Raw genomic sequence first — 22,207 nt, 5'->3', positions numbered from 1 at the left:
CGTACGCACGGTCAGGCGATGGGGGTGGTCTTCGTGCAGTTCGTCCACGGCTTCCACGGGCGGTTGCCGTCCCTGGTCGGGGCGCCCGCGTAGACGGGATCGCCGGTGACCGACTGGGTCCGGTGTTCGTGGGAGATGTCGATCCCGAAAAGTTTGAAGCCGAGGGACACCTGGCCGGCCGAGATGCCGAAGCCGATACCGAGCGAGGCGTTCCACCAGTCGGTGTTGGCCTTGTAGTCGACGGTGGATATGCCCGCCTGGTCGTGCAGGAGCCGCATCAGGGGGCCGGTGTCCCCGTTCGGCGGTGCGGCGGCGTCCGACGGGGTGGGCATCCCGTCGGACGCCGCCGGGTTTCCGCGTCCGCGCAGCCAGTTCTCCACGGTCTCGCTGTCCTGGCCGTCGATGAGGTCGACCGCCGCGGTCTCCGTGTGGATCTCGGACGTGGTGTTGCCCTTCCCGCCGCTGACCTCGATGGTCACGGGGCCCGCGTTGGCGCCGCCGCCCGCCGAACCGCCGGTGCTGGAGCCCTTCTCGGTGCTGGTGGTGATCTCCAGGTCCGTCGGGCGGTGGGGCGTGCCCTTCTTCTCCTCGGCGTCGTAGTCGTCGGCGTCGTAGGTGACGGAGACCTGCTGCATCCGGTTCCCCTCGGCGGTCCTGCCCACTCCGGTCTTTCCGGTGAGGGAGAAGGTGTAGACGAAGGTGACGGTGTCGTCCTTGCCGGTGGTCGAGCGCATGACCACCACGTCGTTGGTCATCGATCCGGAGGCGAGGTCGGTGGAGACGCTGCCGATCTCGTCGCCGCCCTTCTTCGTGCTCCTGGTGAAGGACTGGCCGAAGCTCACGCCGCCCGCCAGTTCGGTGGTGGTCTTGGAGATGTCCAGGTCCGGCATCTTCGTCGGATCGTCCTTCTGCATCTGGCGCAGGGCGTTGTTGCTGCACCCCACCTGACTGATCGGCGAGACAGGAGTGCCGGCCATGGCCGCGCAGGTTTCCGACTGCTTGAGCGCTTCCACGAAGTCCTTGGCGTCGTCCAGATTCGCCGTGAGGTCGGCGTTGGAATCGCCGCTCCTGTTGTTGGCGAACTCCCACTGACCGCCGACCCCGTTGCCCGTGGCGAAGCTGCCGCTCAGCGAGGCGCTGCCGCCCCAGTCCCTGAGACCCGGGATGCCAGCGGAGACGCTCGCGGTGACGCCGACGCTGTCCGTTTTCATCCGCTCGACGGTGACGGTGCCGTCGGACCACTGCTGAACCTTGAGCTCCTCGCTGTGGTTCAGCTTGAGGAACAGGATCTGCACCGAGACCGCGTCCTTGGTCTGGTCCTCGCTCAGCAGGCACTTGGCCGGCTCGAACAGCTGGCTGAGGGGTTTCTCACCCGGCAGGAGCCGGCCTGCGGAGCGGCTTCCCTCCAGGGTGGCAACGTTGTCATCCTGTGCGTTCGCAGACACGTCCGAGGCCGACGCTTCCGGGCCGCAATGACCGGCGAAACCTCCCGACGGCGCGATCCGGCACACCGCGTCCGCCAGCCCGCCCGACAACTGCCCCGAGACCGACGTCACCACCACCCCGCCGACCACCGCGCCGACGACCGTGAGCAGCCCCAGATACTCCAGAGCGCTCTGCCCGCGGTCGCCCCCGGCCCGGCTTGTGCCACGTTTCTGCCTACGCCCGCCATTCATGCCCCACCCATGCCTTCCGCTGCCGTCACCCGGTCTGCCCCAGGACCGTAGAGGGACGGGCGGGCCCACCAGAAGGGCCCCTGGGCCCAACCGGGGCTCAGCTCCGGGGTATGCCGAAGGCTCAGCTTCCGGGTATGCCGGGCGACAGCCGTACCGTCACCGTCTTGGGCCGTTGGTACTCCTGGAGCGCCAGCGCGCTCAGGTCCGTGCCGTGGCCGGACGCGCCCCGCCCGCCGTGCGGGAGCTCAGCGGTCTGCACCAGATGGCAGTTGAGCCATGCCTCGCCCGCGTCGAGACGGGCCGCGAGGTCCAGCCCCGTGCCGAGATCGGTCGTCCAGACACTGGCCGCCAGGGCCTGGGGGACGCTGTTGGCCAGGTCCAACGCCGTCTCCACGGTGTCCGCGTACTGGACCGTGAGGAGCGGGCCGAAGACTTCCTCGGTGACCGCCGGGTCGTCGTGCGGGAGATCCGCCAGGAGCAGGGCCGCCCGCCAATGGCCGCGCTCCTCGCCGGGCGGGGCGGCGACGCCGGCCTCCCGTCGCCGCTTCGCCGACGACGAGGCGACGAGGGCGTCGTACCGCGCCACCTGGTCCGGGTTGTTCAGCGGGCCGAAGTCGCGGCCCGCCAGCCGGGCGCCCATCGCCTCCGTCAGACGGGCCACCGTCGACTCGTAGTTCCCGGCGAGCGTGATGACCCGGGCCGGAGCCGCGCAGCTCTGGCCCGCGTTGTACGTGGCCGCTTCCGCGAGCGCGGCATACGTGTCCGCCGGGGCGTCCGGGAGCACGAGCGCCGGGGCGTTGCCCCCCAGCTCCAGGCTGATCCGGCGCGTCCCCGCCCGCGCCGCCACATCCAGTCCCGCCCGGCCGCTGCCCGTGAACGCGACCATGTCCACCGGTGACTCGACCAGCAGCCGACCCGTTCGCCGGTCTCCCGCCAGCGCCTGGAGCACGCCCTCGCCCAGGGTCCGCGCGGCGTGCTCCGCCAGCAGTTCCAGCGAGTCCGGAGTGGTCTCCGCGGGCTTCACCACCACCGTGTTGCCCGCGGCGAGTGCCGGGGCGCAGCGCCAGGCCGCCATCATCAGCGGGTAGTTCCAGGGGACGATCACCCCGACCACACCCATCGGTTCCCAGCGCACCCAGCTCTCGTGCCCGGCCACCAGCCGGCCCGCCGCCGGGGCCGTCCGGGTCCGCGCCGCCGTCGCGTAGAAGCGGAACAGATCCGCCACCTGCTCGATCTCGCCCGCCGTCTCCGCGTCCGGCTTGCCCGTCCCGGCCCGCTCACGGGCCGCGTACTGTGCCGCACCGTCCTCGATCAGCGTCGCCAGCCGCTCCAGCCGTCGCGCCCGGTCCCTGGGGGTCAGGGCGCTCCATGTGCCCAGTGCCGTACGGGCCGCCGCCACCGCCGCGGTCACCTCCGGCTCGCGGGAGACGGCCGCCGTGCCGCGAGTACGTCCCGTACGAGGGTCAATGAGTTCCGTGTTCATCGCTGCTTCCCACTCGTTGTCTCCGACACCCGTCCGTTCCGACACCCGCTGTCTCCGACACCCGCCGTATCCCGCCGCCCGTACCTCACAACGCGTACGAGCGCAGCCACAGTTCCAGCGTCAGCACCAGCCACAGCTTGCCGCCCTGACGGGGCAGCAGCGTGCCCTCGCCCTTCATCCAGGCGCGCACCGTGTCCGGGCGGAACAGGCCCCGGCCGACCGCCTGCCGGCTCAGCAGCAGATCGTTCCCGAGATCGCGCAGCGGACCCGTCAGCCACTGCTGCACCGGCACCCGCATCCCGCTCTTCGGCCGGTCGACGACCGTGTCGGGCAGGAGGTCGCGCACGGCCTCCTTGAGGATCCACTTCTCCGCCGAGCCACGGAGTTTGTACGTCGGTGGCGTCGCGAACGCGTGGTCGACGACCCGGCGGTCGAAGAGCGGTGAGCGGCCCTCGATGCCCTGCGACGCCGTCAGCCGCTCCACCTTCGTCAGGATGTGGTGCGCGCCCTTGGTCCGCAGATTGCAGTGCAGGAGCTGGTTGAGGAGGTGGTCCATGCGGTGCGGGCTGCCGTCGCCCGGCATCAGATACGGCTCCACGAACCGCTGGGGGCGCGGGGCGTCCCGCAGCGCGTCCAGGGTCCGCGGGGTCAGCAGCGTCGGGAGATCCGTCCAGCACTTGCGGTACGAGCGCAGATACGCGGTCGCCCGGTCCTCGTCCCACGGCGCCCCCGCTTCACGGTGCATCTCCTGCACCAGCATCGGAAGGTTCTTCGGGCCGCCGAACACGGGGTCGCCGCCCTCGCCGTTGAGGACCACCGAGGCGCCGTCCGCGGCGACGGCCTCCGCGAGCAGAAGATTCGGAACCGTCAACGGGTCGCCCACCGGGCTGTCCAGGAGCGCGGCCGCCTCCGCGAGCCGTGAGGCGACCGTCTCCCCCGACACGTTCAGGACCCGGTGACGGGTGCGGCAGTGGGCGGCCACCAGGCCCGAGTAGCCCAGTTCGTTGGGGAGTTCGTCGCCGAAACTGATCGAGTACGTGCGCACCGGATGGTGGTGGAGCTTCGCCGCCAGCGCGGTGACCAGGGAGCTGTCGATCCCGCCGGAGAGCAGGACCGCCGCAGGTTCCGCCGCCGGGAGCCGGTCGGCCGTCGCCCGCTCCAGGAGCGCCCGCAGGGCCAGGACATGCTCCGTGGGATCCTGCGGCAGCGGTCGCGCGACGTGTTCGCGGGGCTCCCAGTACACCGTTTCGGTGACCGTGCCGTCCTCCGCCAGCCGCAGCACCCGTCCGGGCAGAACCTCCCGCACGCCGGTCAGGAGCGTTTCCTCGCCCGGCAGATAGGCGAAGGTGAGGAAGGAACGGACCGCGGACAGATTCATTGACGTGCCGAGCGCGGGCCAGCGCCGCAGCGCCCTCAGCGAGGTCGAGGCGGCCCACGCCCCTTCGGCGCGGGCGTAGAAGAGCGTGCGCGCGCCCACCTGGTCGCGGATCAGGACCAGGTCCCTGCCGTCCAGCACGGCCAGCACGAACATGCCCTCGGCGAGCGCCACCCCCGCGTCACCGAGCCGCGCCCAGCAGCGCAACAGCAGCTCGGCGTCGGAGCACCGGTCGGGTACGGGCGACCCCTCGGCGTGCAGCGCGGACAGGAGGTCCGGGCGGTTGTGGAGGGTGACCTCACCCATCGCCGTCAGGCCGTACGCCGTGAACGGGCCTTCGGCGCGGCCGGGTTCGGCCGCGATCAGTCCCAGGTCGGCCCCGGCGACATCCACGGGCGCGCGGCCGGTCCCGGCCGCGCCCATCGCCTCGATATGGGTCCGGGCCTGTCGGGTGGCCGGGGCCAGGCAGACGCAGAAGCGTGCCATGGACGGCTCCTCTCCTTGATGTTCCCTGTTACGTGCCGCTGCCCCAGGCCCGGCCCCTGCTGCCGTCGCCACGGCTTTCGGTCGTGCCGACAACGGCCGGCTCAGCCGAAGTCGTCGTCGCTCCAGGCGTCGTCGTCGCCGTTCCAGCCCGCGTCCCAGTCCCCCGACCCGCCGTCACCGGAATCGCCGCCCCCGCCGCCACCCGAGTCGCCCGAGGACGACGACTGGCTCTGTGCCTGCTGCTGGCGGAGCGCTTCCTCCTCCGCGGGGCTCATGCTCAGCGGCGGCAGGTGGGCGGCGGTGATGGCGAGGCCCGCCACGCCCAGGCCCGTGAGCATGACGCCCATCCTGCCGCCGAACGATGTCCGGTTGACCATCACGGTCTCGCCGCGGCCCCACAGGGTGCGGCCGTATCCGATGTCGCGGGCGTACGTCACCGTGCCGTCGGCGAGGGTGCGCTTGATGATGCGGTTGCCGAGGAGCTCGTCGGTGCCTGCGGCGTTCCGGTTGTCGTGCCACCGCACGAGGTCGCGGTGGGAACCCTCGCGGTGGCGCCACTCCTCCCGGCCGTCCTCGTAGCGCCGGTGGACGCTTCCGTCGGCGAGCAGCTCGTCGGAGTAGCCGATCTCTTGAGGTCGGATCATCGTGTGCGTTCCTCGGATCTGTGGGGCGGTCGTGGCCGCGGGTGCCAGGGCTCGCCCGGACCGGCCGCCCCGCGGTTCACGGGCGGGATGACGTGGTGGGTCATGAGACGGGCCAGGTCAGGAAGCCCGTCGTACGCAGCCCGCGCAGTTCGACCCACAGGGAGTTCCGCGGCGGTCGGGGTCCCCGGGTGAGGCGCAGGACCGTCCGTACCAGGCGGGGCGGTGACACGGCCGCGACCTGCGCGAACCGTCCCCCCGCCAGCCACTGGGCCTCCTGGGGCCGCAGCGCCGGAGGCCAGGGCCGCAGCGGCGGAGCCGGTGCCGGGCCGCGGCCGGTGGGGAGCCGAAGGGCCGCCGCATGCCGGGGTACGAGCCCGATCGACGAGATCCGTACGCCGGGGACGCGGCCGAGGGCGGCCCTGATCCGCGCCGGGAGCTCGATGCCCTCGGGGCTCGCGTCGTGCAGCACGTGGACCGTCGCGCCCTCCGCCCGCTCCAGCGCCCCGACGAGGCGCGGGGCGAGCGGCAGGGCGTCGTCCGCCGCGAGGACGGGGCAGGCCGCCTCCAGATGCACATGGTTGGCGAGCAGCATGCGGGCGATCGAGCGGTCCTGGCAGACGAGGAGGCGGGGCAACCCGTAGGCGTACAGGTCGGGTTCGCCCGGCTCCGGCGTGGCCGGGGGCCGCGGCAGCGCGGGCGGCCGCGCCGGTACCGGCGGGAGCAGGCCCTCGACGCTCTCCCTGCCCCGCGCCTCCAGAGCGCGCGTGAACGCCGGCAGACGCAGGGGAGGGGCGGGGGTCCGGGGGACGCGGGTGAGCAGGGTCGCGGCCGGGCTCAGGACGCGGCACGTCTCGTAGTAGAGCTGCCGTTCCGTGAACCTGATGCCGCCGGGGCCCGCCGCGCGGGCGGCGGCCCCGGTGATCGCCAGATCGAGGAGGCGGGCGCCGGGCCCGCGTCCGGTTCGGGGTGCCGGGGCGGTGGAGGTACCGCTTCCGGGAGCCTGGGGGCGTCGCGGAGTCATGCGGAGCTGGTGCCTTCCTTCGTGGACGGGCCGGTGCCGGGACGGCCGGTACCCCGCGCCCGAGGGGTCTGTGGGGGCTGCGGTGCCTGCGGCCAGGTGAGGAAGCCGTGGGTGTGGGCCTGTTGGGGGCCGGGCGGCGGGACGGTCAGGGCCCGCTCCACGGCTCGTTCGACGATCGAGGAGAGAAGGGGCGGCGGTACGGCGGCGATGGGACTCCAGAAGCCGTCGGCGAGCCACTTGGCGTCGGCCTCGGACAGGCCCGCGACCGTGCGGAGCTGTTCCGCGTCGGCGATCCGGTTGGGCCGGGCGAGCCGTACGACACCCTTCCTGCCCCGGGCCGCGGAGACGGGCAGGCCCGCGTCCACCACGACCCGGTCGGGCTGCGCGGCGCGGATGAGCGGTGCCAGCAGCACGCCCAGCGGGTCGGCGTCGTGCAGGACGACCACCGGCAGCGCGCCGCGGTACTCCGCGAGGCGGTCAAGCGCCTCGGCAACGAGGGCGGAATGCCCCGCCGGTCCGTCCGGGCCGGTGGTGTCCAGCAGGACGGCGCCCAGTCGGCCCGGAACGTCATTGGCCGTGAGGAAGAGTGACACCACCCGGTCGGTGCACAGGATCACGGCCCTGGGCCGCGACACCGGCGCGGACGCACGGGAAGGGCCCGCACCGCGCGGCCGGGGCAGCGGGCGGGCGTCGTCGAAGACGCCCGCGGGCAGTCCGCCGTATGCCGTCGGCCAGGCGCCCGTCATCAGACCGCGGAATCTCTCCTCGGAGGGGATGATCTGCGAACGGGGTGGCACCGCGGGGCGATGACGCATGGCCGAAGCGGCGACGAGGATCAGCAAAGCGGCGGCTCCGGCGAAGAAGGCGAGGTCGCCGTCGACCAGGACGGTGCACAGAAGGAGGGCGACGGCCGCCGGCAGGGCCACGAGCCAGCGGATCCTGGCCGGCACACCCTCCCGCTCCCGCCCGGCCCACGCGTAGTTGTCGCTGCGGGACAGGTACCAGAGCTGGGTGAGTGCGATCTTCAGCCGGCCGTGGTCGGTGGCCCGCCGCGCGATGCCCCGGACACGGAGGTCGTGCATGCCCTTGCCGTGCACCGCGGGGTCCAGCGCGAAGCGCTTGTGGCAGCGCACGCACACCCGGCCGGTGCGCTCCTTGCCCTTGAGCGAGGCGGTGCACCGGGGGCAGATCATCGCTCTCCCGCCAGGTCCGCGGCCGTCGGACCGGGCCAGGTCATGAATCCCACGGACGCGGCGCGACGACGTTCCGGATCGACGCTCCGGGTGACCTGTTCGGCGACCCGGGCGACGGCGGCGAGCAGCCGGGCCGGAGGCATGCCGGCCAGCGGGTACCGCCAGCCCCTGCCCAGCCACTTCAGCTCCTCGTCGGTGAACTCGCCGAACGCGGCGAGCCGCGCCATGGTCTCCCGGTCGGGCCGGCCGTTCCGGTCGCGGTAGGGCACGGCCCGTGCGAGGGAGCGGACGGTACGCAGCGGCAGCCCGGCGTCGATCACCGCGCGCTGCCCCAGGCTCTCGCGGACGCGCCGGACGAGGAGTTCCCCGTGCGCGTCGGCGTCGTGGAGCACGATCACCGGGCCCCGCGTGGGCAGGGCACGGACCGCGTCGAGGTCACCGGCCGCCGCGATCCCGTAGCGGGCGGGCAGGCCGTCGGCGATCAGGAACGCCGTGATGGAACGGTCGGGGCACAGCAGTACGGCCCTGGGCTCCGTGCCCGAGAACGCGCGGGCTCCGGCCTGCGGGGGAACGCGGGGCGCGTCGTCGAGCACCCCGGGCGGCAGCCCGCCGTACACACGCTGCCAGGGGGCCAGCGCCTCCGTGCGGAACGCCGCACGGCTCATGGCCGGGAAGCCCCGGCCCGCACCGGCGGCCCGCGCGTAGGTGAACCCGGCGGAAATGAGCAGCAGGGCGCCCGAGACGAGAAGGAGGACCACGATCTCGCTGAAAACGCCGAAGGCACCGACGACCAGCCCGGCGAAGAGCGAGGAACCCGCGCACCCCGGTGCGAACGTGCCCTGCTTGAGGCGGTTGCGGGAGAGCGCGAACCACAACTGGTCCGGCGTCACCGCGATGCTGCCGTTCTCCGTCACCTTGGCGAGGATCCTGCGCACCCGCAGGTCGCTGAGGCCGAGGGAGTTGGTCTTGGGGTCCAGCGCGTAGCCGCGCCGGCAGTGGGAGCAGGTGTTGTTGGGACGCTCCTTGCGGAGCAGGTTCTTCTCGCATTGCGGACAGATCACCGGCGGACCTCCAGTGCGGTCGCCACACGGCGCAGTCGTGCGGCCAGACGCTCGCGGACGGTGGTGGTGGAGATGCCGCGGTCCCGCTGGAGGCGCTCGATGTCGCGCAGGGCGGCGGCGAGTGCCCGGTAGTCGGTGGCGGCGGCCACGGCCACTTGCCCGGCCGCCGGGATGCCGCCCGCGGCGCGGCGCTCGGCCTCACCGGCGGTGATCGCGTAGTCCTCGTGGTCGATCCCGTAACCGGTGTTGGCCGCGAGGATGGTCAGTGGATCGGTGCCCCTGTTCGCGAAGGAGTGGGGCATCATCTCCGGAATCCGTATCAGCGTTCCGGGAGTCAGGGCAATGTCGGTGACCCGGTCGCGGTCCGCGTCGTAGAGGCCGCACGCCGCGTGGCCCAGGCTGAGGACGAAGTGTTCACCGCCATGGGCATGCGGGGTGAAGGCGCTGCGCGGCCCCACGACACCGAGCTTGACCGTGGCGTTCGAGGGATGCTCGGGGGAGGTCGTCGCGTCGCCCACCAGATAGTGGGCGAACTGCCCGTCATCGATGAAGCGGAGGAACTCCCGTTCGGGCCCCAGCAGGCGGGGGCCGTCGCGGTCGGCCAGCTCGATGCCTCCGTCCGGCCTCAGGTGGTACAGCTCCACACCCTCGGGGAGCGTCCCCCACGCCCCGCCCGGCATCGAGTCGGATATGCCGTCACGCGGATTCCCTGACATCGCGCCTCCCCCTGTGTTCCTGTGCGCGGCGCGCGCTTCGCAAGCGCATCGTATGGCCTTGGATCACAACAAGGGGAGCCTCCGCGGCGACTCTTGGGCAACGCGCGCGGGAACGGTGAGTGAACGCAGGTCGGGCGGACGGCGCCGTACACGGGGGTGGGGACCGCGAACCCGGCGGCGTGGGACGGCCCCCGCCGGGGGAGTCGTCCCACGGGCCGGAGAAACGGCCTCGCGCGAGCGACGCCCGTACGGCCACGGTACGGCGGTACGCTGCGCGGGAGCGGTGGCGCATCGGGGCAACTCCGTTTCTCCACAAGCTCATTGAGCAGACAGGCACAGACAGGCGCAGGCGGACGCAGACGAATCAGACGGACATGGCAGCGGTCGGCATCGGCACGCCTTCACCCATCGATGGAGCCGCCATGCTGCGGGTGTACTTCACGTCCGAGGACCTGGTACGGGTTCGAGTGGCCCCGGGGCCGGACTTCCTCTGGGAGATCAGCAACAGCGTGCAGACGCTGCAACGCCGCGACGGCGAGAGGGTGTTCGGCGCGTGGCGCCGCTGGGCGCGGCCCCGGCTCCCGGACAGTCGCCGACTGCTGTCCTGCCTGCTGCCGCCCCGCGGCTACTCGCCGGACTTCCTCACCCCCACCTCCGGCGACCGCACCACCCTCCAGGCGGCCGTCGACACCCTGATGAGCACACCGCGCCCGCGACTGCGCACCGAGCTGACGCGGCTGGCCTCCTCATGGCAACTGGCGGGCTGGACAGGCGCCTTGGCCAACGGTGACCCGCATGCCCTGCGTCAGCTGGGCGATGCCCTTAACGCCTACCAGCTGGAGGCGCTGGCACCGTACTGGCAATGCGTCCGGGCACATGTCGACGCCGACCGTGCCGTCCGGCTGCACAGTCTCCTGGACGGCGGAACCGAAGGGCTGCTGGCCGGACTCGGTCCGCAGTTCCGCTGGCGGCCACCGGTACTGGAAGTCGCGTACCCCGTCGAACAGCAGCTGCGCCTGGAGGGACGGGGCCTCGTGCTGCAACCGTCGTTCTTCTGCTGGCCCACACCGATCACACTGGCCGACGGGGAACTGCCACCCGTCCTGGTCCATCCCATCCACCACAACGCCGACTGGGCCCTGCCCGCCCCCGATGCCCGCCCGACAGAAGGCGCCGGCCCCCTGGGACCGCTGCTCGGGCACACCCGCGCGGGCGTTCTGCGCGCGACCCGCGACGGCTGCTCCACAGTGGAGGCGGCCCGCCTGCTGGAAGTGACCCACCCGGCCGTCAGCCAGCATCTGAACGTGCTGCGCGCGGCGGGTCTGATCACCACCGTCCGCAGGGCCGGACGGACCTTTCACGTCGCTACGGCGGAGGGCCGCGCGCTGCTGGCCGCCGAGGGGCGGACGGCCGGCCGGTAGGCCGCGAGCACCGGGCCCCAACTCCGGTCGTAAGCCTGGACTTACCTCGCTTGTGCCCGTGGTGGGTGTGGAACCACGCTGGTCCTCGCCCGTCCCCCACGGCTGGGTGCCTACCCACGCCGCTTCTTCCCGTAAGGGCCCGTCCCCCACCAGGAGCCCCCATGCGTAAGAGACTTGTGGCCACCACGATCGCCGCCGTCGCCGTCGGAACACTCCTCCTTCCCGTCACGGCCCAGGCGTCCTCCGCACCGCGCGTCACGGCCGTGTCCGTACTCACCCACGGTTCCCGGGCCGGTACGGCCGTCGTCAGCGGGTACAACCGGCCGGGCGACCGGCTGAGTGTCGACTCCGGCCGTACCCGGAGCGCCCACTGGCTGCAGATCGACTACCAGGTCCAGGAGACCGGCTACTGGTGCGGCCCGGCCGCCACGCGCATCGCGCTCTCCGCCCGCACCGCCCCGCCCGGTCAGGGCGAGCTGGCCCGGCAGCTCGGCACCACCGAGGCGGGCACCGACCACATCGGCCAGGTCACCGGCGTACTCAACGCGAACCTGGGCGGGGGCTGGTACGAGACCAAGGAGATGCCGAACGACCCGCCCACCCAGGCGCAGCGCGACCTGCTGTGGTCGGACATCGTCCTCGACATCGACCGGAACTATCCGCTGGTGGCCAACATCGTCGCCCCGCCGGGCAACCAGCCGCCCGGATACCCGTCGGACCAGACGATCTATCACTACTTCACCGTCTTCGGCTACGACGAGGTGGACCGCACGGTTCTCATAGCCGACCCCGCCTCCTTCAGCGGCAACCAGATCTACTGGATCTCCTTCGACCAGCTCGCCACGCTGATTCCCCCGAAGGGGTACTCCGCCTGACGTCCGCCCGGCCGACGGCCGCCCCGGCATCCGGGTCCGGCCGCCGACCCCGCACGGTGTCCCGCCGCCGAGTCCGCGCCGCTTCCCCCACCACCAGGAGATCACGTTGAGCACACACCCCACCCGCAGGAACGTCATCAGGGCCATCGGCGGAATCACCGCGGCGACGGCTCTCGGCGCCGGAGGTGTGCCGGCCTCGGCGTCGGCCGCCGGCGCGGCCGGCGACGGCTTCGGGCTGCGCATCGTGGACCACAACGAGGGCGATCCCCGGATGTGGTACTACCGCTTCGCCACCGACGCGATCGGCTGGGATCCGGGCGTCAACGTCCTGCTCCCCGACGGCTACCACACCGGTGGACGCCGCTATCCGGTCCTGTACCTCTTCCACGGCGGCGGAACCGACCAGGACTTCATCACGTTCGACCGCATGGGCATCCGCGCCTGGACCGCGGGCAAGCCGGTCATCGTCGTGATGCCCGACGGCGGCCACGCGGGCTGGTACTCCAATCCGGTCAGCTCCAACACCGGCCCCCGGAACTGGGAGACGTTCCACATCGCCCAGCTCCTCCCGTGGATCGACGCCAACTTCCGGACCTACGCCGAGTACGACGGCCGGGCCGTCTCCGGATTCTCGATGGGCGGCTTCGGCGCGCTGAAGTACGCGGCCAAGTACTACGGCCACTTCGCCTCGGTGAGTGCCCATTCCGGGCCGGCCAGCCTGCGCCGCGACGCCGGGCTGGTCACACACTGGGCCAACGTCTCCTCCGCGGCCGTGGAGCTGGGAGGCGGCTCGGTCTACGGTGCGCCGCTGTGGGACGAGGCCAGGGTCAGCGCCGACAACCCGGTGCAGCGCATCGAGAGCTACCGCGACAAGCGGGTCTTCCTGGTCGCCGGCACCAGCCCCGACCCGATCAACTGGTTCGACACGCTCAACGAGACGCAGGTGCTTGCCGGGCAGCGGGAGTTCCGGGCCGGCCTCGGCGCGGCGGGTATCCCGCACGAGTGGCATGAGGTGCCCGGCGGGCACTTCGTCCGCCCCGACCTGTTCCGGCGGGACCTCGACGGCATCGTCGCCCGGCTCCGCAAGGCGTAGGCAGGGCACTCGCGCTCCAGGACCGTCGAGCAGACGGTGCCGGGTGACCGTCGAGCTGCCCGTGCCGGGTCAGGCGGTCAGGTGGTCAGGTGGGGTCAGGCCATCAGGACGTCAGGTGCGACAGGACGGAGCTCATCGTCCTGCGGACGGAGTCGCGTGACGCGTCGGTCGGGTCGACGGTCTCGAACCCGTGGTGGCCCTCGGGCACGTCGATCACCTCGACAGCGGCTCCGCACTCGTCGGCCGCGGCCAGGAACTCCGCGACCGTCACGGCGATCTCCGGCATCTCCAGCCCGGCCCGGACCAGGACGACCGGCAGCTCACCGGCCCCGCGCACCGCGCTCACCGGCCGGAAGCGGCTGCCACCGAGCCCCCAGTTCGGCAGCGGTGCGAGGATCGGGTAGCTCGCGGCGACACAGCGCAGCCACCCGGGCGGCGCGCCCAGCCAGTCCGCCGCGAGCAGGCCGCCGCCCGAGAAGAACCAGAGCGCGACCCGGTCCCGGTCGACCCGTGGGTCGGCCCGGACCAGATCCACCGCCGCCGCGACGTCCTCGGCGGCGCGCGCGTGGTCGGTGATCTCGTGCAGCCGGTGGTCCAGCGTCACGCCCACCACCCCGCGCAGGGCGGCGAGCCGGCCGTACCCGGTCAGCGTCGGCCAGTCCCGCGGGGTCGGCCGGGCGGCGGCGGGCACCGGGCCGCCGTGCACGAACACCACGGCCGGGTATGGCCCTTCGCCCTCGGGCGGCAGATACAGATCCACGTTTCCGCTCCGCTCGCGCGGGATGTCCGGCAGGTCCAGAAGGAACGGTCTCAGGTGCGCCGGCCGTTCGCCCGTCGCCGGGGTCAGCCGACGCCCCTCGCCCGCGACAGCCCGCAGCAGCACCGTGACCAGTTCGCCGGGACAGGAGAGCATCGGCCAGTGCCCGGTGGGGAGTTCGAAGAAGCTCACCCGCTGGTCCACGAGGGCCTGGAGGGCGGGGTCGCCGAGGCCCACCACCGTCTGGACCATCTCGATGCTCGCGCCGTTGGCGGTGCACAGCACGCCGGTGGTCGGCACCGCCGAGGCCGCGCCCGTCAGCCGCAGCGGCTGGAGCAGGGTGCCGAGCGGCTGCGGGGCCGCGAGCCGGGTCAGCCGGTCCAGCGCCTCCTCGGGAACACCGGCGGTGCTGCCCCAGCGCTGCCAGTCCTCCCCGGAGTCCGGGGCCGGGAGTACCTCGTCACCCACCGGAGTGTCCTGCCCCGCCCGCGTCCGCAACTCCTCGCGCACGCCCTGGGCGGGCACGGCGGCCAGCGCCGGGACGCCGTTCCGCGGCAGGCCCGTGTCCAGGCAGACGATCCGCGCGATGCGCCCGGCACGCCGGTCGGCGGCGCCCAGCACCGGGTGCATCCCGTAGTCGTGACCCACCAGCACGATGTCCCGGCCGTCCGCCGTGCCGACGGAGTCGATCAGCCGCACCACATCGGCGATGTGCGTCTCCAGGTCCGTCCCGGGGGCCGCGCTCCCGCCGTTCCTGCCGAGCCCTTCGCTCCCGCCGAGCCCGGTGAGCGTCACCGCGTGCGCCTCGGCGCCCTCCGCGGCCAGCCCCGCCGCCGTCTCGTCCCACACATGATCGCCGGTGAAGGCACCGGGCACCAGAATGAATGTGGTCATTGGCCTCTCCTCGTACGTCATGCCGCGGAGCCCGTACACCGAGGTCCGCGCGGCGGCCGAGCCTTCCTCGATCGCCCGTCCGCTCGCACCGGTACGGTAGGAACTCCCCCTGAGGGAGGTTCAAGTGTTCCCGTCGCACGACGGCCTGTGCGGCATCGGCGAGCTCGCCGGGCGCGCCGGAGTCACCGTCAAGACCGTCCGCTTCTACTCCGACCGCGGCCTGCTGCCGGAGACCGCGCGCAGCTCAGGGGGCCACCGCCGCTACGGCCCGGACGCCCTGGACCGGTTGTTGCTGATCCGTTCCCTGCGCGCCCTGGACCTGCCGGTCCCCGAGGTGCGGCGCATCCTCGACGAGGAGGACGGGTCGGGCGGTGCGCTGGAGGAAGCCGTCGCCGGACAGCTGCGCGAGGTCGGCAGCCGGCTGGGGGCGCTGCGGTGGCGCGAGGCGGGACTGCGGCTGGTCCAGGAGTGCGCGCCGGAGGAACGTGCCGAGCGGCTGCGGCTCATCGGTACGGTGACGGCCCCGCCCAGTACGGACCCGCTCGTACGGTTCTGGCGGGCCTGGCTGCCGCGACGGATGCGGGGCCGGGCGCTCGCGGCGTTCCTGGATCAGGCCGTGCCGCCGCCGCCCGACGACCCGACGCCCGCGCAGGTGCTGGCCTTCGCGCGGCTGAACGCCTTTGTGACACGCCCGTGCGAGGGGACCGAGCGGGTGCAGCCCGTGGTCCACCGGTCCTCCCCGGACTTCCGTCCGGCGGTGCTGTACGACGGTCTGGGCGAGGCGTACGGCCTGGCGGCGGCTCAGCTGCGATGGGGGCGGGCACCGCGTCCGGGCGAGGCGTTGGACTGTTTCGTCGCCGCCTACGCCGCCTCGTACGGCACGGGTGACAGCGCGGACTTCCGCCGTCTGCTGACCGGCAGGCTCGCGGCGGACCCGCGGATCGACCGGTACTGGGAGCTGGTGGCCGAGGTGATCGGCCCGCGGGACGGGCGTGCCGAGCCGACCCCCGGCACCGCGCACGACTGGCTGCTCGCGGCGCTGACGGGGGAGAGCGCCGAGCGGGCGGCCTGAACCCCGGCGGGGCCGGAAAGCCTGACGTGCCGACCCGCGATTGATGTCCGCGGATGGACCGGTGCCACCAGGAGCCGGTCGATGAAGACCGGTTCGTACTCCGGCCCGACCCGGCACTCGCCTCCGCCGACGGCCGTCCTCACGTCGCCCATGACGCACGGACCAGCAGCGCGCCACCCAGCGCGGGGCGACTTCCGCGACCAACTCGCCCAGATGCCGGCGCGACAGACCACAGGCGGCAGGACGGGACATGGCCGCGCGGGCCTGCCCGATCGCACACCGGACAACTCGCGCGGCCGTCTCCATGTCCCCACCCCCACCGACCGAGATCAATCGCAGGTCGGCCCCATAGGGTCGGAGGCATGACGACACCCCTTGCCGGCAGTGCCTTCGACTCGCTCCGCCGCGACGCTGTGCCCGACCAGGAGGCGCTGCGCCGGGCCTACGGACTCCCCGGCGACGCGGCCGTGCGCAAGCAGATGACCGAACTCACCCAACACACGCGGCGGTTGATCGGCTGCTCGTCGCTGGTGCTGGTCGCCAGCGCGGACGCCGAGGGCAACTGCGACGTCTCTCCGCGCGGAGGCCCCGCCGGATTCGTCGCCGTCCTGGACGCACGGACGGTGGCGATACCGGACGCGACCGGCAACAAGCGCCTGGACACCCTGCGGAACGTCATCGCCACCGGACGGGCCGGGCTGCTGTTCGTCATCCCCGGGCGGACCACCACCCTGCGGGTGAACGGCCGGGCTGTCGTCTCCACCCGCCCGGAGCTGCTGTCGCAGCTGACCGCCGTGGGCAAGCCGCCGGGCAGCGCGCTGGTGCTGGGGATCGAGGAGGTCTACCCGCACTGCCCCAAGTCGCTGCTGCGCAGCGGGGCCTGGAAGCCGGAGCAGTGGCTGCCGACGGACGCCCAGCCGACCTCGGCCGAGGTGACGCTGGCCCAACTGCGGATGCCGGAGCTGACGATCGCCGACATCGAGCAGGCGGAGGCGGACTCGCTGGAGTACCGGTACGAGTGACGGGCCGATCCGCGAGCGAACACCAGGCGGCCGGACCCCGGGCCGGCACGCCCCAGGATCAAACGCGGGTCAGCCCGTGAGCCCTGCGGGCCTCGGCCCGCGCCGCCTCACAGCCCGAGGGAGCTGAGGCGGGCCTCGTACCGGATGGTGAGGTCCTCCGGCTCGTCGGCCGGGTTGTCCCAGAGGGCGTCCAGTTCCGACCGTACGTCCGCGGGCAGGGCCTCGTAGCGCTCGGTCCAGGTGTCGGAGTCCGGCACCCAGTAGCCGACCACCTTGAAGCGTTCCATGGGGAGCTTCAGGTCCTTGCGGAGGTGGCGGCGCACGGTGCGCAGGGCGTTGGTCTGGCCCGCGACCCAGATGTATCCGCCGGTCAGGTCCGCGCCGGGCGGGATCGCGGCGGCGACCAGCTCGGCCAGGCGGCTCGGGCCCTCGCCGTTGCCGCCGTAGCTCCAGGTCGACCTGATGTGCGGCCGGTCCGGGAGCGGCTGGACGGCGGCCGGTCCCGGCACCTCGATGACCGCCCGGGTCGTGACCCCGTCCGGGGTGTCCTCCAGGATCCGTGCGACGGCGGGCAGGCCGGTGAGGTCGGAGATCAGGACCTGCCAGGTGAGGTCGGAGGGGGGACTGTAGAGACCGGTGGGGGAGTTGAGTCCGATCATGTCGCCGGGGCGCGCGGCGGCGGCCCAGCTCGACGCCACACCGTGGGAGTGCAGCACGAAGTCGATGTCGATCTCCCCGGCCTCCGGGCGCACCGCGCGGATGGTGTAGGTGCGCATGGGGGCGGTGGGCCTGCCCTCCGGGGTCTGCCAGTCGCCGTTCTCCGTCGTCTCGGGCAGTGACAGGTCGGCCCGGTCGGCCCCGTGGGGGAAGAAGAGGCGTACGTACTCGTCGCCGACTCCCGTCGAGGTGAACGTGGCGAGGTCCGCGCCGTGGAACGTGATCCGGACCATGGTTCCGGTGAGCGGCAGGACCCGGGCGACGACGGCTCGGTGGATGGTCATGGGTGTGCTCCTTCGTGCTGGCGTGGTGGTGGTGCGGTGCGTCGGGGTGAGGTCAGGAAGGGGGAGCGGTCGCGGTGTAGGCGTGCCAGAGGGCGGCGTACTCGCCGCGGCGGGCGAGCAGTTCACCGTGGGTGCCCTGCTCGGCCACCCGGCCGCGGGCGAGGACGACGACCAGGTCGGCGTCGCGTGCCTGTTCCAGGCGGTGCGCCACGATCACGCTGGTGCGGTCCCGGGTGACTCGTCCGAGAGCCGCCCGCAGGAGGTTCCTGGCCTGCGGTCCGGACTCGGCGGTGGCCTCGTCGAGGACGGCCACGGGCGGATCGGCGAGCAGCACCCGGGCCAGGGCGAGGTGCTGGACCGCTCCGTCGTCGAGGGGGGTGCCGCCGGGGCCGAGCACGGTGTCCGGCCCGCATTCCTGGTCGAGTGCCCAGTCGGCGCCGACCTCGCGCAGGGCGTCGCGGAGTTCTTCGTCGGTGGCGGTGGGGCGGGCGAGCCTCAGGTTGTCGGCGAGGGTGCCGCCGAAGAGGTGGACCTCCTGGGTGACCAGGTACCGGCCGGGGGGAGCGATGCCGTCCCCGATGGTGATCCGGCCCTGTGAGGGTTCGCCCAGACCCGCGATCAGGCGGGCCAGCGTGGTCTTGCCCGAGCCGCTGGCGCCGACGAGCGCGAGGCTGCTGCCGGCGGGCACGCGCAGGGAGACCTCGCTGAGCGCGGGGCGGGTGCCGTCGTACGAGAACGAGACGCCCTTCACCTCGATCGCCGGGCGGTGCGGCGCACGGGCCGGGCCGTCGGCCTCGCCCCGGCCGTCCGCGTCAGCCGGGCCGTCCGTCTCGCCCCGGCTGTCCGTCTCGTCCCGCCCGTGCGTCTCGTCCCGGTCGCGGCCCAGGTCGGTGATCCCGACGAGGCGGGCCAGGCCGACCGTGGCCCGCTGCACGTCGTCCAGGCTGCCCAGAAGCGCGCCGACCGGACCGAAGAGCCGGTGGAAGTAGAGGGCGGCGGCGGTGGCCGCGCCGAGCGTGATGGCCCCCGAGCCGAGCAGCGCGTAACCGCACAGGAGAACGGCGGCCAGCCCGATGAACTCCGCCGCGTTGAGCAGGCCGGTGAAGCGGTTGCGCAACTTCACCCCGTCGCGCTGCCGCTCGATGGCGAGCTCACCGCGCTCGGACAGCTCTCCCAGGTGCTCGCCCTGCGTCCGGTAGGTACGGATGGTCTCCGCCCCGTGCACCGCCTCGATGACGGACTGCCCGCGTGCGGACTCCAGTCGGCGGATGTCCCCGTACACGACGTGGGAACGGGCGAGGAACTGACGGGTGGCGAGGATGTGGAGGGGCAGGCAGACCAGACCGGCGAGGGCGAGCCGGAGGTCGAGGACGGCCAGCCCGACCAGGCTGAGGCCGATGGTGAAGCCCGCGTTGGTGATGTCGGGCAGCACATCCGAGGCCGCCTCCGAGATCGCCTCGACATCGCGGGTGACCCGCGAGACCACGTCGGAGCTTTCGGAGGATTCCAGGGTGGCGACGGGCAGGTGGATCGCGGTCTCGAACACGTCCTCGCGCAGCGCGGCCAGGACGTCCTGGACCACCGTGATCAGCATCCGGCCTCCGGCGTGGGCGAGGGCGGCGCCGGCGGTCGCGACGAGCAGGAGAGCGACGCCGAGAGCGGTCAGCCGGCCGCGTCCGGCCTGCTCCGTGACCGCGTCCACGATGCTCCCGAGGATCGCCGGGGTGGCCAGCGTGACCGCCGTACCGCTGAGCAGGGTGAGCAGCGCGGCGGCGAGCCGGACGCGGTGGGCGCCGAGTCGGCGCCGCAGTTCCCGCCGGGTGCGGCGGGGGCCGGCGATGGGCAGGGTGGGGTGCGCCGGGGTCACCGGGGGGTTCCGTTCGGTTCGTGGTGGGCGGCGCCGAGGTCGATGACCCGGTCGCAGGCGGAGAGCAGGATGCGGCTGGTGGTGATCAGCAGGGTGGTGGCGGGCAGGGCGCGCAGTCCTTCGGCGATGCGCTGTTCGGTCGCGGGGTCGACCGCGGTGGTGGGCTCGTCGAGGACGACGAAGTCGGCCCCGGAGTGCAGCGCGCGGGCGAGCAGCAGGCGCTGGCGCTGGCCGCCGGAGAGCTTGCGGCCGCGCTCGCCGATGTCGCTCCCGTCCCCGCCGAGGTGTTCGAGTACGTCGTCGAGCATCGTCGCCCGGAGCACGGCGGGGTCGCCGTCGCGGCCGCGGGGGACGAGGTTCGACCGCAGGGTGCCCGAGAACAGGGCGCCGTGGTGGGGCGGCGCGGCGATCCGCGCGCGGACCCGGTCGGGGCCGAGGTCGACGGCGTCGATCCCGTCGATGAGGAGTTCACCGCGGTCGAGCGGGACGCGGTAGCCGAGCCGGTCGCTGAGGTTCCGGGCGTGCGCGGGGTGGGCGGGCACGACGCCGACGAGGTCGCCGGTTCGCAGCTGGAGCGGCTCGTCCCGGCCGGGCGGGTGCCAGCGCAGAACCGGGCCGGTGGTGCCGGAGACCGGGGTGGAAGGGGCCGGTACGGTGCGGGCGGCGGCCGACGCGGGGCCGATCAGGGGCGGTTCGTTGATCAGGTCGCTGAGCCGCCGGGCGGAGGCGCGTTTGTGGATCCAGTTGGACGCGAAGGTGCCGACATGGGCGAGGGCGCCCTGGAGGTACTGGGCCAGCCCGAGGACGGTGACGAGCTGACCGATGGTGATGCGCCCGTCGAGCGCGAGGTACCCGGACGCGGTGGCGAGCGCGGCGAGGAACACACCGGACATGAGCACGCTGAGGCTGGAGTACGCCAGGACTGCACGCGCGGCGGTGACGGCGCCGCGCCGTGACTCGTCGCTCGCGGCACGGTAGCGGCGGGCCGCCTCGGCCTGGGCGTTCATGCCGATGACCACCCGCAGTCCGGTGATCATGTCGGTGGCCACCTCACCGGCCCGCGCCGCCGAGCTCTGCTCGGCCAGCCCCCGGGCCTCCAGCGGCATCGAGATCCTGCGCATGACGAGCAGCACCAGGACGGTGCTGGTGATGACGCCCAGACCGAGGGGGACGGAGATCAGCAGCAGGGCGGTGGACGCGGTCAGGATCGCGGTGATGGTGGACGCCTGCTGCACGACGCTCCAGGAGACCCCGGCGACACGGTAGGTGTCGGACGAGACCAGGGAGAGCGCCTCTCCCGCTCCTGGGCGCCGCAGGAGGGAGCGCGGGTCCAGCAGCCGGTCCATGGCGCGCTGTCGCAGGGCGTGTTCGCCGTAGCCGTACACGCTCACCATGGCCGACGAAGCCCGCTGGTAGGACAAGGACAGGGCGACGAACACCCCGGCGAGCACGGCGAGCCACCCGATCAGCGCCGAGCTGTCCGAAGGGGCCAGAGCCCGGTCGATGACGATCCCGATGAGGATCGGTACCAGGGCCTCGCACAGTTCGTGGACCATGAACGAGAGCGTGGTGAGCACGAGCCGTCCGCCGCGCCCCTGCCGCAGGAGAGCGGTGCGGAACAGTGCCTGTACGGTGCTGGGTTCGCGGTCCGGGAGTTCCGGGCGGGTGCCGGTGGCGGGCTCGCGGACGGCGGTGGGTTCGTTCACCGTGCGTCCCGCTGCCGGGCGAGCGGGACGACCATCGGGGTGCCGGTGACCGGGTCGGGCACGACCTGGCAGGGGAGGTCGAACACCTCCCGTACGAGTTCGGCCGTCACCACCTCTTCGGGGGCGCCCTCGGCGACGACCCTGCCGTCGCGCATGGCGATCAGATGGGTCGCGTAGCGGGCCGCGTGGTTCAGGTCGTGCAGCACGGCGACGAGGGTGTGACCGGCGCGGTGCAGATCGGTGAACAGCTCCAGCAGGTCGATCTGGTGGGCGATGTCGAGGAAGGTGGTCGGTTCGTCCAGCAGCAGGACGGGGGTCTGCTGGGCGAGCACCATCGCCACCCAGACCCGCTGGCGCTGGCCGCCGGAGAGCTCGTCGACGAGCCGGCCGGACAGTTCGGTGACGGAGGTGGCCGCCATGGCGTCGAGCGCGGCCCGCTCGTCCTGTTCGGTCCACTGGCGCAGCAGCCCCTGGTGCGGGTGGCGGCCCCGGGCGATCAGTTCGGCGACGGTGATCCCGTCCGGCGCCTGCGAGGTCTGCGGCAGCAGCCCGAGAAGCCGCGCGACCTCCTTGGAGCGGTAGCTCGCGATGGACCGGCCGTCGAGCACCACCTGCCCGGCGGTCGGCTTCAGCAGCCGGGCCACGGCCCGCAACAGGGTCGACTTGCCACAGGCGTTGGGGCCGATGACGACGGTGAAGGACTGGTCCGGAATACGTACGTCCAGGTGCTCCGAGACCGGCCGCCGGCTGTAGCCGAGGGACGCGTCCCGCACCTCCAGCCGGGCCGGTACCGGGGTCCGGGTGCTCTGCGTCGTGGTGGTCACGGGGTACTCCTGGCAGCTGG

General features: G+C 73.0%; 18 protein-coding genes. 5 read left to right on the top strand and 13 right to left on the bottom strand.

The annotated features are described in order from the left end of the window. Positions 1-11 precede the first annotated feature (11 nt). The 8 genes from OG413_RS30805 to OG413_RS30770 form a co-directional block, all read right to left on the bottom strand. Positions 12-1,676, bottom strand: a complete 1,665-nt coding sequence (locus OG413_RS30805) for a hypothetical protein (RefSeq protein WP_266811334.1) — start codon at positions 1,674-1,676, stop codon at positions 12-14. A 121-nt stretch (positions 1,677-1,797) separates the two neighbouring features. After that, entirely contained in the window at positions 1,798-3,159 is a 1,362-nt protein-coding gene (locus OG413_RS30800; RefSeq protein ID WP_266811332.1) for an aldehyde dehydrogenase family protein, read from the bottom strand. 85 nt (positions 3,160-3,244) lie between these two features. Beyond that, a complete protein-coding gene (locus OG413_RS30795; protein ID WP_266811330.1) occupies positions 3,245-5,020 on the bottom strand; it encodes an asparagine synthetase B in 1,776 nt (591 codons plus the stop codon). Positions 5,021-5,121: 101 nt separating this feature from the next. Next, positions 5,122-5,664: a hypothetical protein gene (locus tag OG413_RS30790; RefSeq protein WP_266811328.1), complete on the bottom strand. Its 543-nt coding sequence runs from the start codon at positions 5,662-5,664 to the stop codon at positions 5,122-5,124. A gap of 100 nt (positions 5,665-5,764) precedes the next feature. Then, positions 5,765-6,685, bottom strand: a complete 921-nt coding sequence (locus OG413_RS30785; RefSeq protein WP_266811327.1) for a hypothetical protein — start codon at positions 6,683-6,685, stop codon at positions 5,765-5,767. Continuing rightward, complete coding sequence (locus OG413_RS30780) at positions 6,682-7,878, bottom strand: hypothetical protein (protein WP_266811325.1); 1,197 nt, start codon at positions 7,876-7,878, stop codon at positions 6,682-6,684. The genes OG413_RS30785 and OG413_RS30780 overlap by 4 nt, the downstream gene beginning before the upstream one ends. After that, positions 7,875-8,939, bottom strand: a complete 1,065-nt coding sequence (locus tag OG413_RS30775; protein WP_266811323.1) for a hypothetical protein — start codon at positions 8,937-8,939, stop codon at positions 7,875-7,877. Before OG413_RS30775 ends, OG413_RS30780 begins: the two co-directional genes overlap by 4 nt. Further along, complete coding sequence (locus OG413_RS30770) at positions 8,936-9,655, bottom strand: cupin domain-containing protein (RefSeq protein WP_266811321.1); 720 nt, start codon at positions 9,653-9,655, stop codon at positions 8,936-8,938. The genes OG413_RS30775 and OG413_RS30770 overlap by 4 nt, the downstream gene beginning before the upstream one ends. 422 nt (positions 9,656-10,077) lie before the next feature. On the opposite strand from OG413_RS30770, the gene OG413_RS30765 reads away from it, so the two are divergent. From OG413_RS30765 to OG413_RS30755, 3 genes are all read left to right on the top strand, one after another. Next, the gene (locus OG413_RS30765) at positions 10,078-11,076 is read left to right on the top strand and encodes a helix-turn-helix transcriptional regulator (protein ID WP_266813179.1); all 999 of its coding nucleotides are present in this window, start codon (positions 10,078-10,080) and stop codon (positions 11,074-11,076) included. Between the two features lie 161 nt (positions 11,077-11,237). Then, the gene (locus OG413_RS30760) at positions 11,238-11,951 is read left to right on the top strand and encodes a C39 family peptidase (RefSeq protein ID WP_266811319.1); all 714 of its coding nucleotides are present in this window, start codon (positions 11,238-11,240) and stop codon (positions 11,949-11,951) included. A 106-nt stretch (positions 11,952-12,057) separates the two neighbouring features. Further along, positions 12,058-13,044: an alpha/beta hydrolase family protein gene (locus OG413_RS30755; RefSeq protein ID WP_266811317.1), complete on the top strand. Its 987-nt coding sequence runs from the start codon at positions 12,058-12,060 to the stop codon at positions 13,042-13,044. 103 nt (positions 13,045-13,147) lie between these two features. Here OG413_RS30755 and OG413_RS30750 read toward each other — a convergent pair whose 3' ends face one another. Beyond that, on the bottom strand, positions 13,148-14,695 hold the full coding sequence (locus OG413_RS30750; RefSeq protein ID WP_266811315.1) for an alpha/beta hydrolase: 1,548 nt from the start codon (positions 14,693-14,695) through the stop codon (positions 13,148-13,150). A gap of 124 nt (positions 14,696-14,819) precedes the next feature. Here OG413_RS30750 and OG413_RS30745 point away from each other — a divergent pair, with 124 nt between their 5' ends. Together OG413_RS30745 and OG413_RS30740 are read left to right on the top strand one after the other, a co-directional pair. Beyond that, positions 14,820-15,767, top strand: a complete 948-nt coding sequence (locus tag OG413_RS30745) for a MerR family transcriptional regulator (protein WP_266811314.1) — start codon at positions 14,820-14,822, stop codon at positions 15,765-15,767. A gap of 362 nt (positions 15,768-16,129) precedes the next feature. Beyond that, positions 16,130-16,789: an MSMEG_1061 family FMN-dependent PPOX-type flavoprotein gene (locus OG413_RS30740; protein ID WP_266811313.1), complete on the top strand. Its 660-nt coding sequence runs from the start codon at positions 16,130-16,132 to the stop codon at positions 16,787-16,789. Between the two features lie 107 nt (positions 16,790-16,896). Here the strand turns inward: OG413_RS30740 and OG413_RS30735 are convergent, their stop codons facing one another. From OG413_RS30735 to OG413_RS30720, 4 genes are read right to left on the bottom strand one after another with little or no spacing between them, the layout of a single operon-like run. Next, positions 16,897-17,790, bottom strand: a complete 894-nt coding sequence (locus OG413_RS30735) for a siderophore-interacting protein (protein ID WP_266811312.1) — start codon at positions 17,788-17,790, stop codon at positions 16,897-16,899. A gap of 52 nt (positions 17,791-17,842) precedes the next feature. Next, on the bottom strand, positions 17,843-19,657 hold the full coding sequence (locus tag OG413_RS30730; RefSeq protein ID WP_266811311.1) for an ABC transporter ATP-binding protein: 1,815 nt from the start codon (positions 19,655-19,657) through the stop codon (positions 17,843-17,845). After that, positions 19,654-21,363: an ABC transporter ATP-binding protein gene (locus OG413_RS30725; RefSeq protein WP_266811309.1), complete on the bottom strand. Its 1,710-nt coding sequence runs from the start codon at positions 21,361-21,363 to the stop codon at positions 19,654-19,656. Before OG413_RS30725 ends, OG413_RS30730 begins: the two co-directional genes overlap by 4 nt. After that, a complete protein-coding gene (locus tag OG413_RS30720) occupies positions 21,360-22,187 on the bottom strand; it encodes an ABC transporter ATP-binding protein (RefSeq protein WP_266811307.1) in 828 nt (275 codons plus the stop codon). The genes OG413_RS30725 and OG413_RS30720 overlap by 4 nt, the downstream gene beginning before the upstream one ends. Between the last annotated feature and the right edge of the window lie 20 nt (positions 22,188-22,207).

It is taken from the genome of Streptomyces sp. NBC_01433 (genome assembly GCF_026340105.1).
Taxonomy (GTDB): Bacteria; Actinomycetota; Actinomycetes; order Streptomycetales; family Streptomycetaceae; genus Streptomyces.
The sequence above is the reverse complement of the archived record's forward strand: the minus strand, read 5'-3'. Positions and strand labels throughout refer to the sequence as shown.

Bases quoted from the DNA above. Each gene is read 5' to 3' on its own strand.
- OG413_RS30805 (WP_266811334.1), bottom strand. From the start codon at position 1,676: ATGAATGGCGGGCGTAGGCAGAAACGTGGCACAAGCCGGGCCGGGGGC.
- OG413_RS30800 (WP_266811332.1), bottom strand. From the start codon at position 3,159: ATGAACACGGAACTCATTGACCCTCGTACGGGACGTACTCGCGGCACG.
- OG413_RS30795 (WP_266811330.1), bottom strand. From the start codon at position 5,020: ATGGCACGCTTCTGCGTCTGCCTGGCCCCGGCCACCCGACAGGCCCGG.
- OG413_RS30790 (WP_266811328.1), bottom strand. From the start codon at position 5,664: ATGATCCGACCTCAAGAGATCGGCTACTCCGACGAGCTGCTCGCCGAC.
- OG413_RS30785 (WP_266811327.1), bottom strand. From the start codon at position 6,685: ATGACTCCGCGACGCCCCCAGGCTCCCGGAAGCGGTACCTCCACCGCC.
- OG413_RS30780 (WP_266811325.1), bottom strand. From the start codon at position 7,878: ATGATCTGCCCCCGGTGCACCGCCTCGCTCAAGGGCAAGGAGCGCACC.
- OG413_RS30770 (WP_266811321.1), bottom strand. From the start codon at position 9,655: ATGTCAGGGAATCCGCGTGACGGCATATCCGACTCGATGCCGGGCGGG.
- OG413_RS30765 (WP_266813179.1), top strand. From the start codon at position 10,078: ATGCTGCGGGTGTACTTCACGTCCGAGGACCTGGTACGGGTTCGAGTG.
- OG413_RS30760 (WP_266811319.1), top strand. From the start codon at position 11,238: ATGCGTAAGAGACTTGTGGCCACCACGATCGCCGCCGTCGCCGTCGGA.
- OG413_RS30750 (WP_266811315.1), bottom strand. From the start codon at position 14,695: ATGACCACATTCATTCTGGTGCCCGGTGCCTTCACCGGCGATCATGTG.
- OG413_RS30740 (WP_266811313.1), top strand. From the start codon at position 16,130: ATGACGACACCCCTTGCCGGCAGTGCCTTCGACTCGCTCCGCCGCGAC.
- OG413_RS30735 (WP_266811312.1), bottom strand. From the start codon at position 17,790: ATGACCATCCACCGAGCCGTCGTCGCCCGGGTCCTGCCGCTCACCGGA.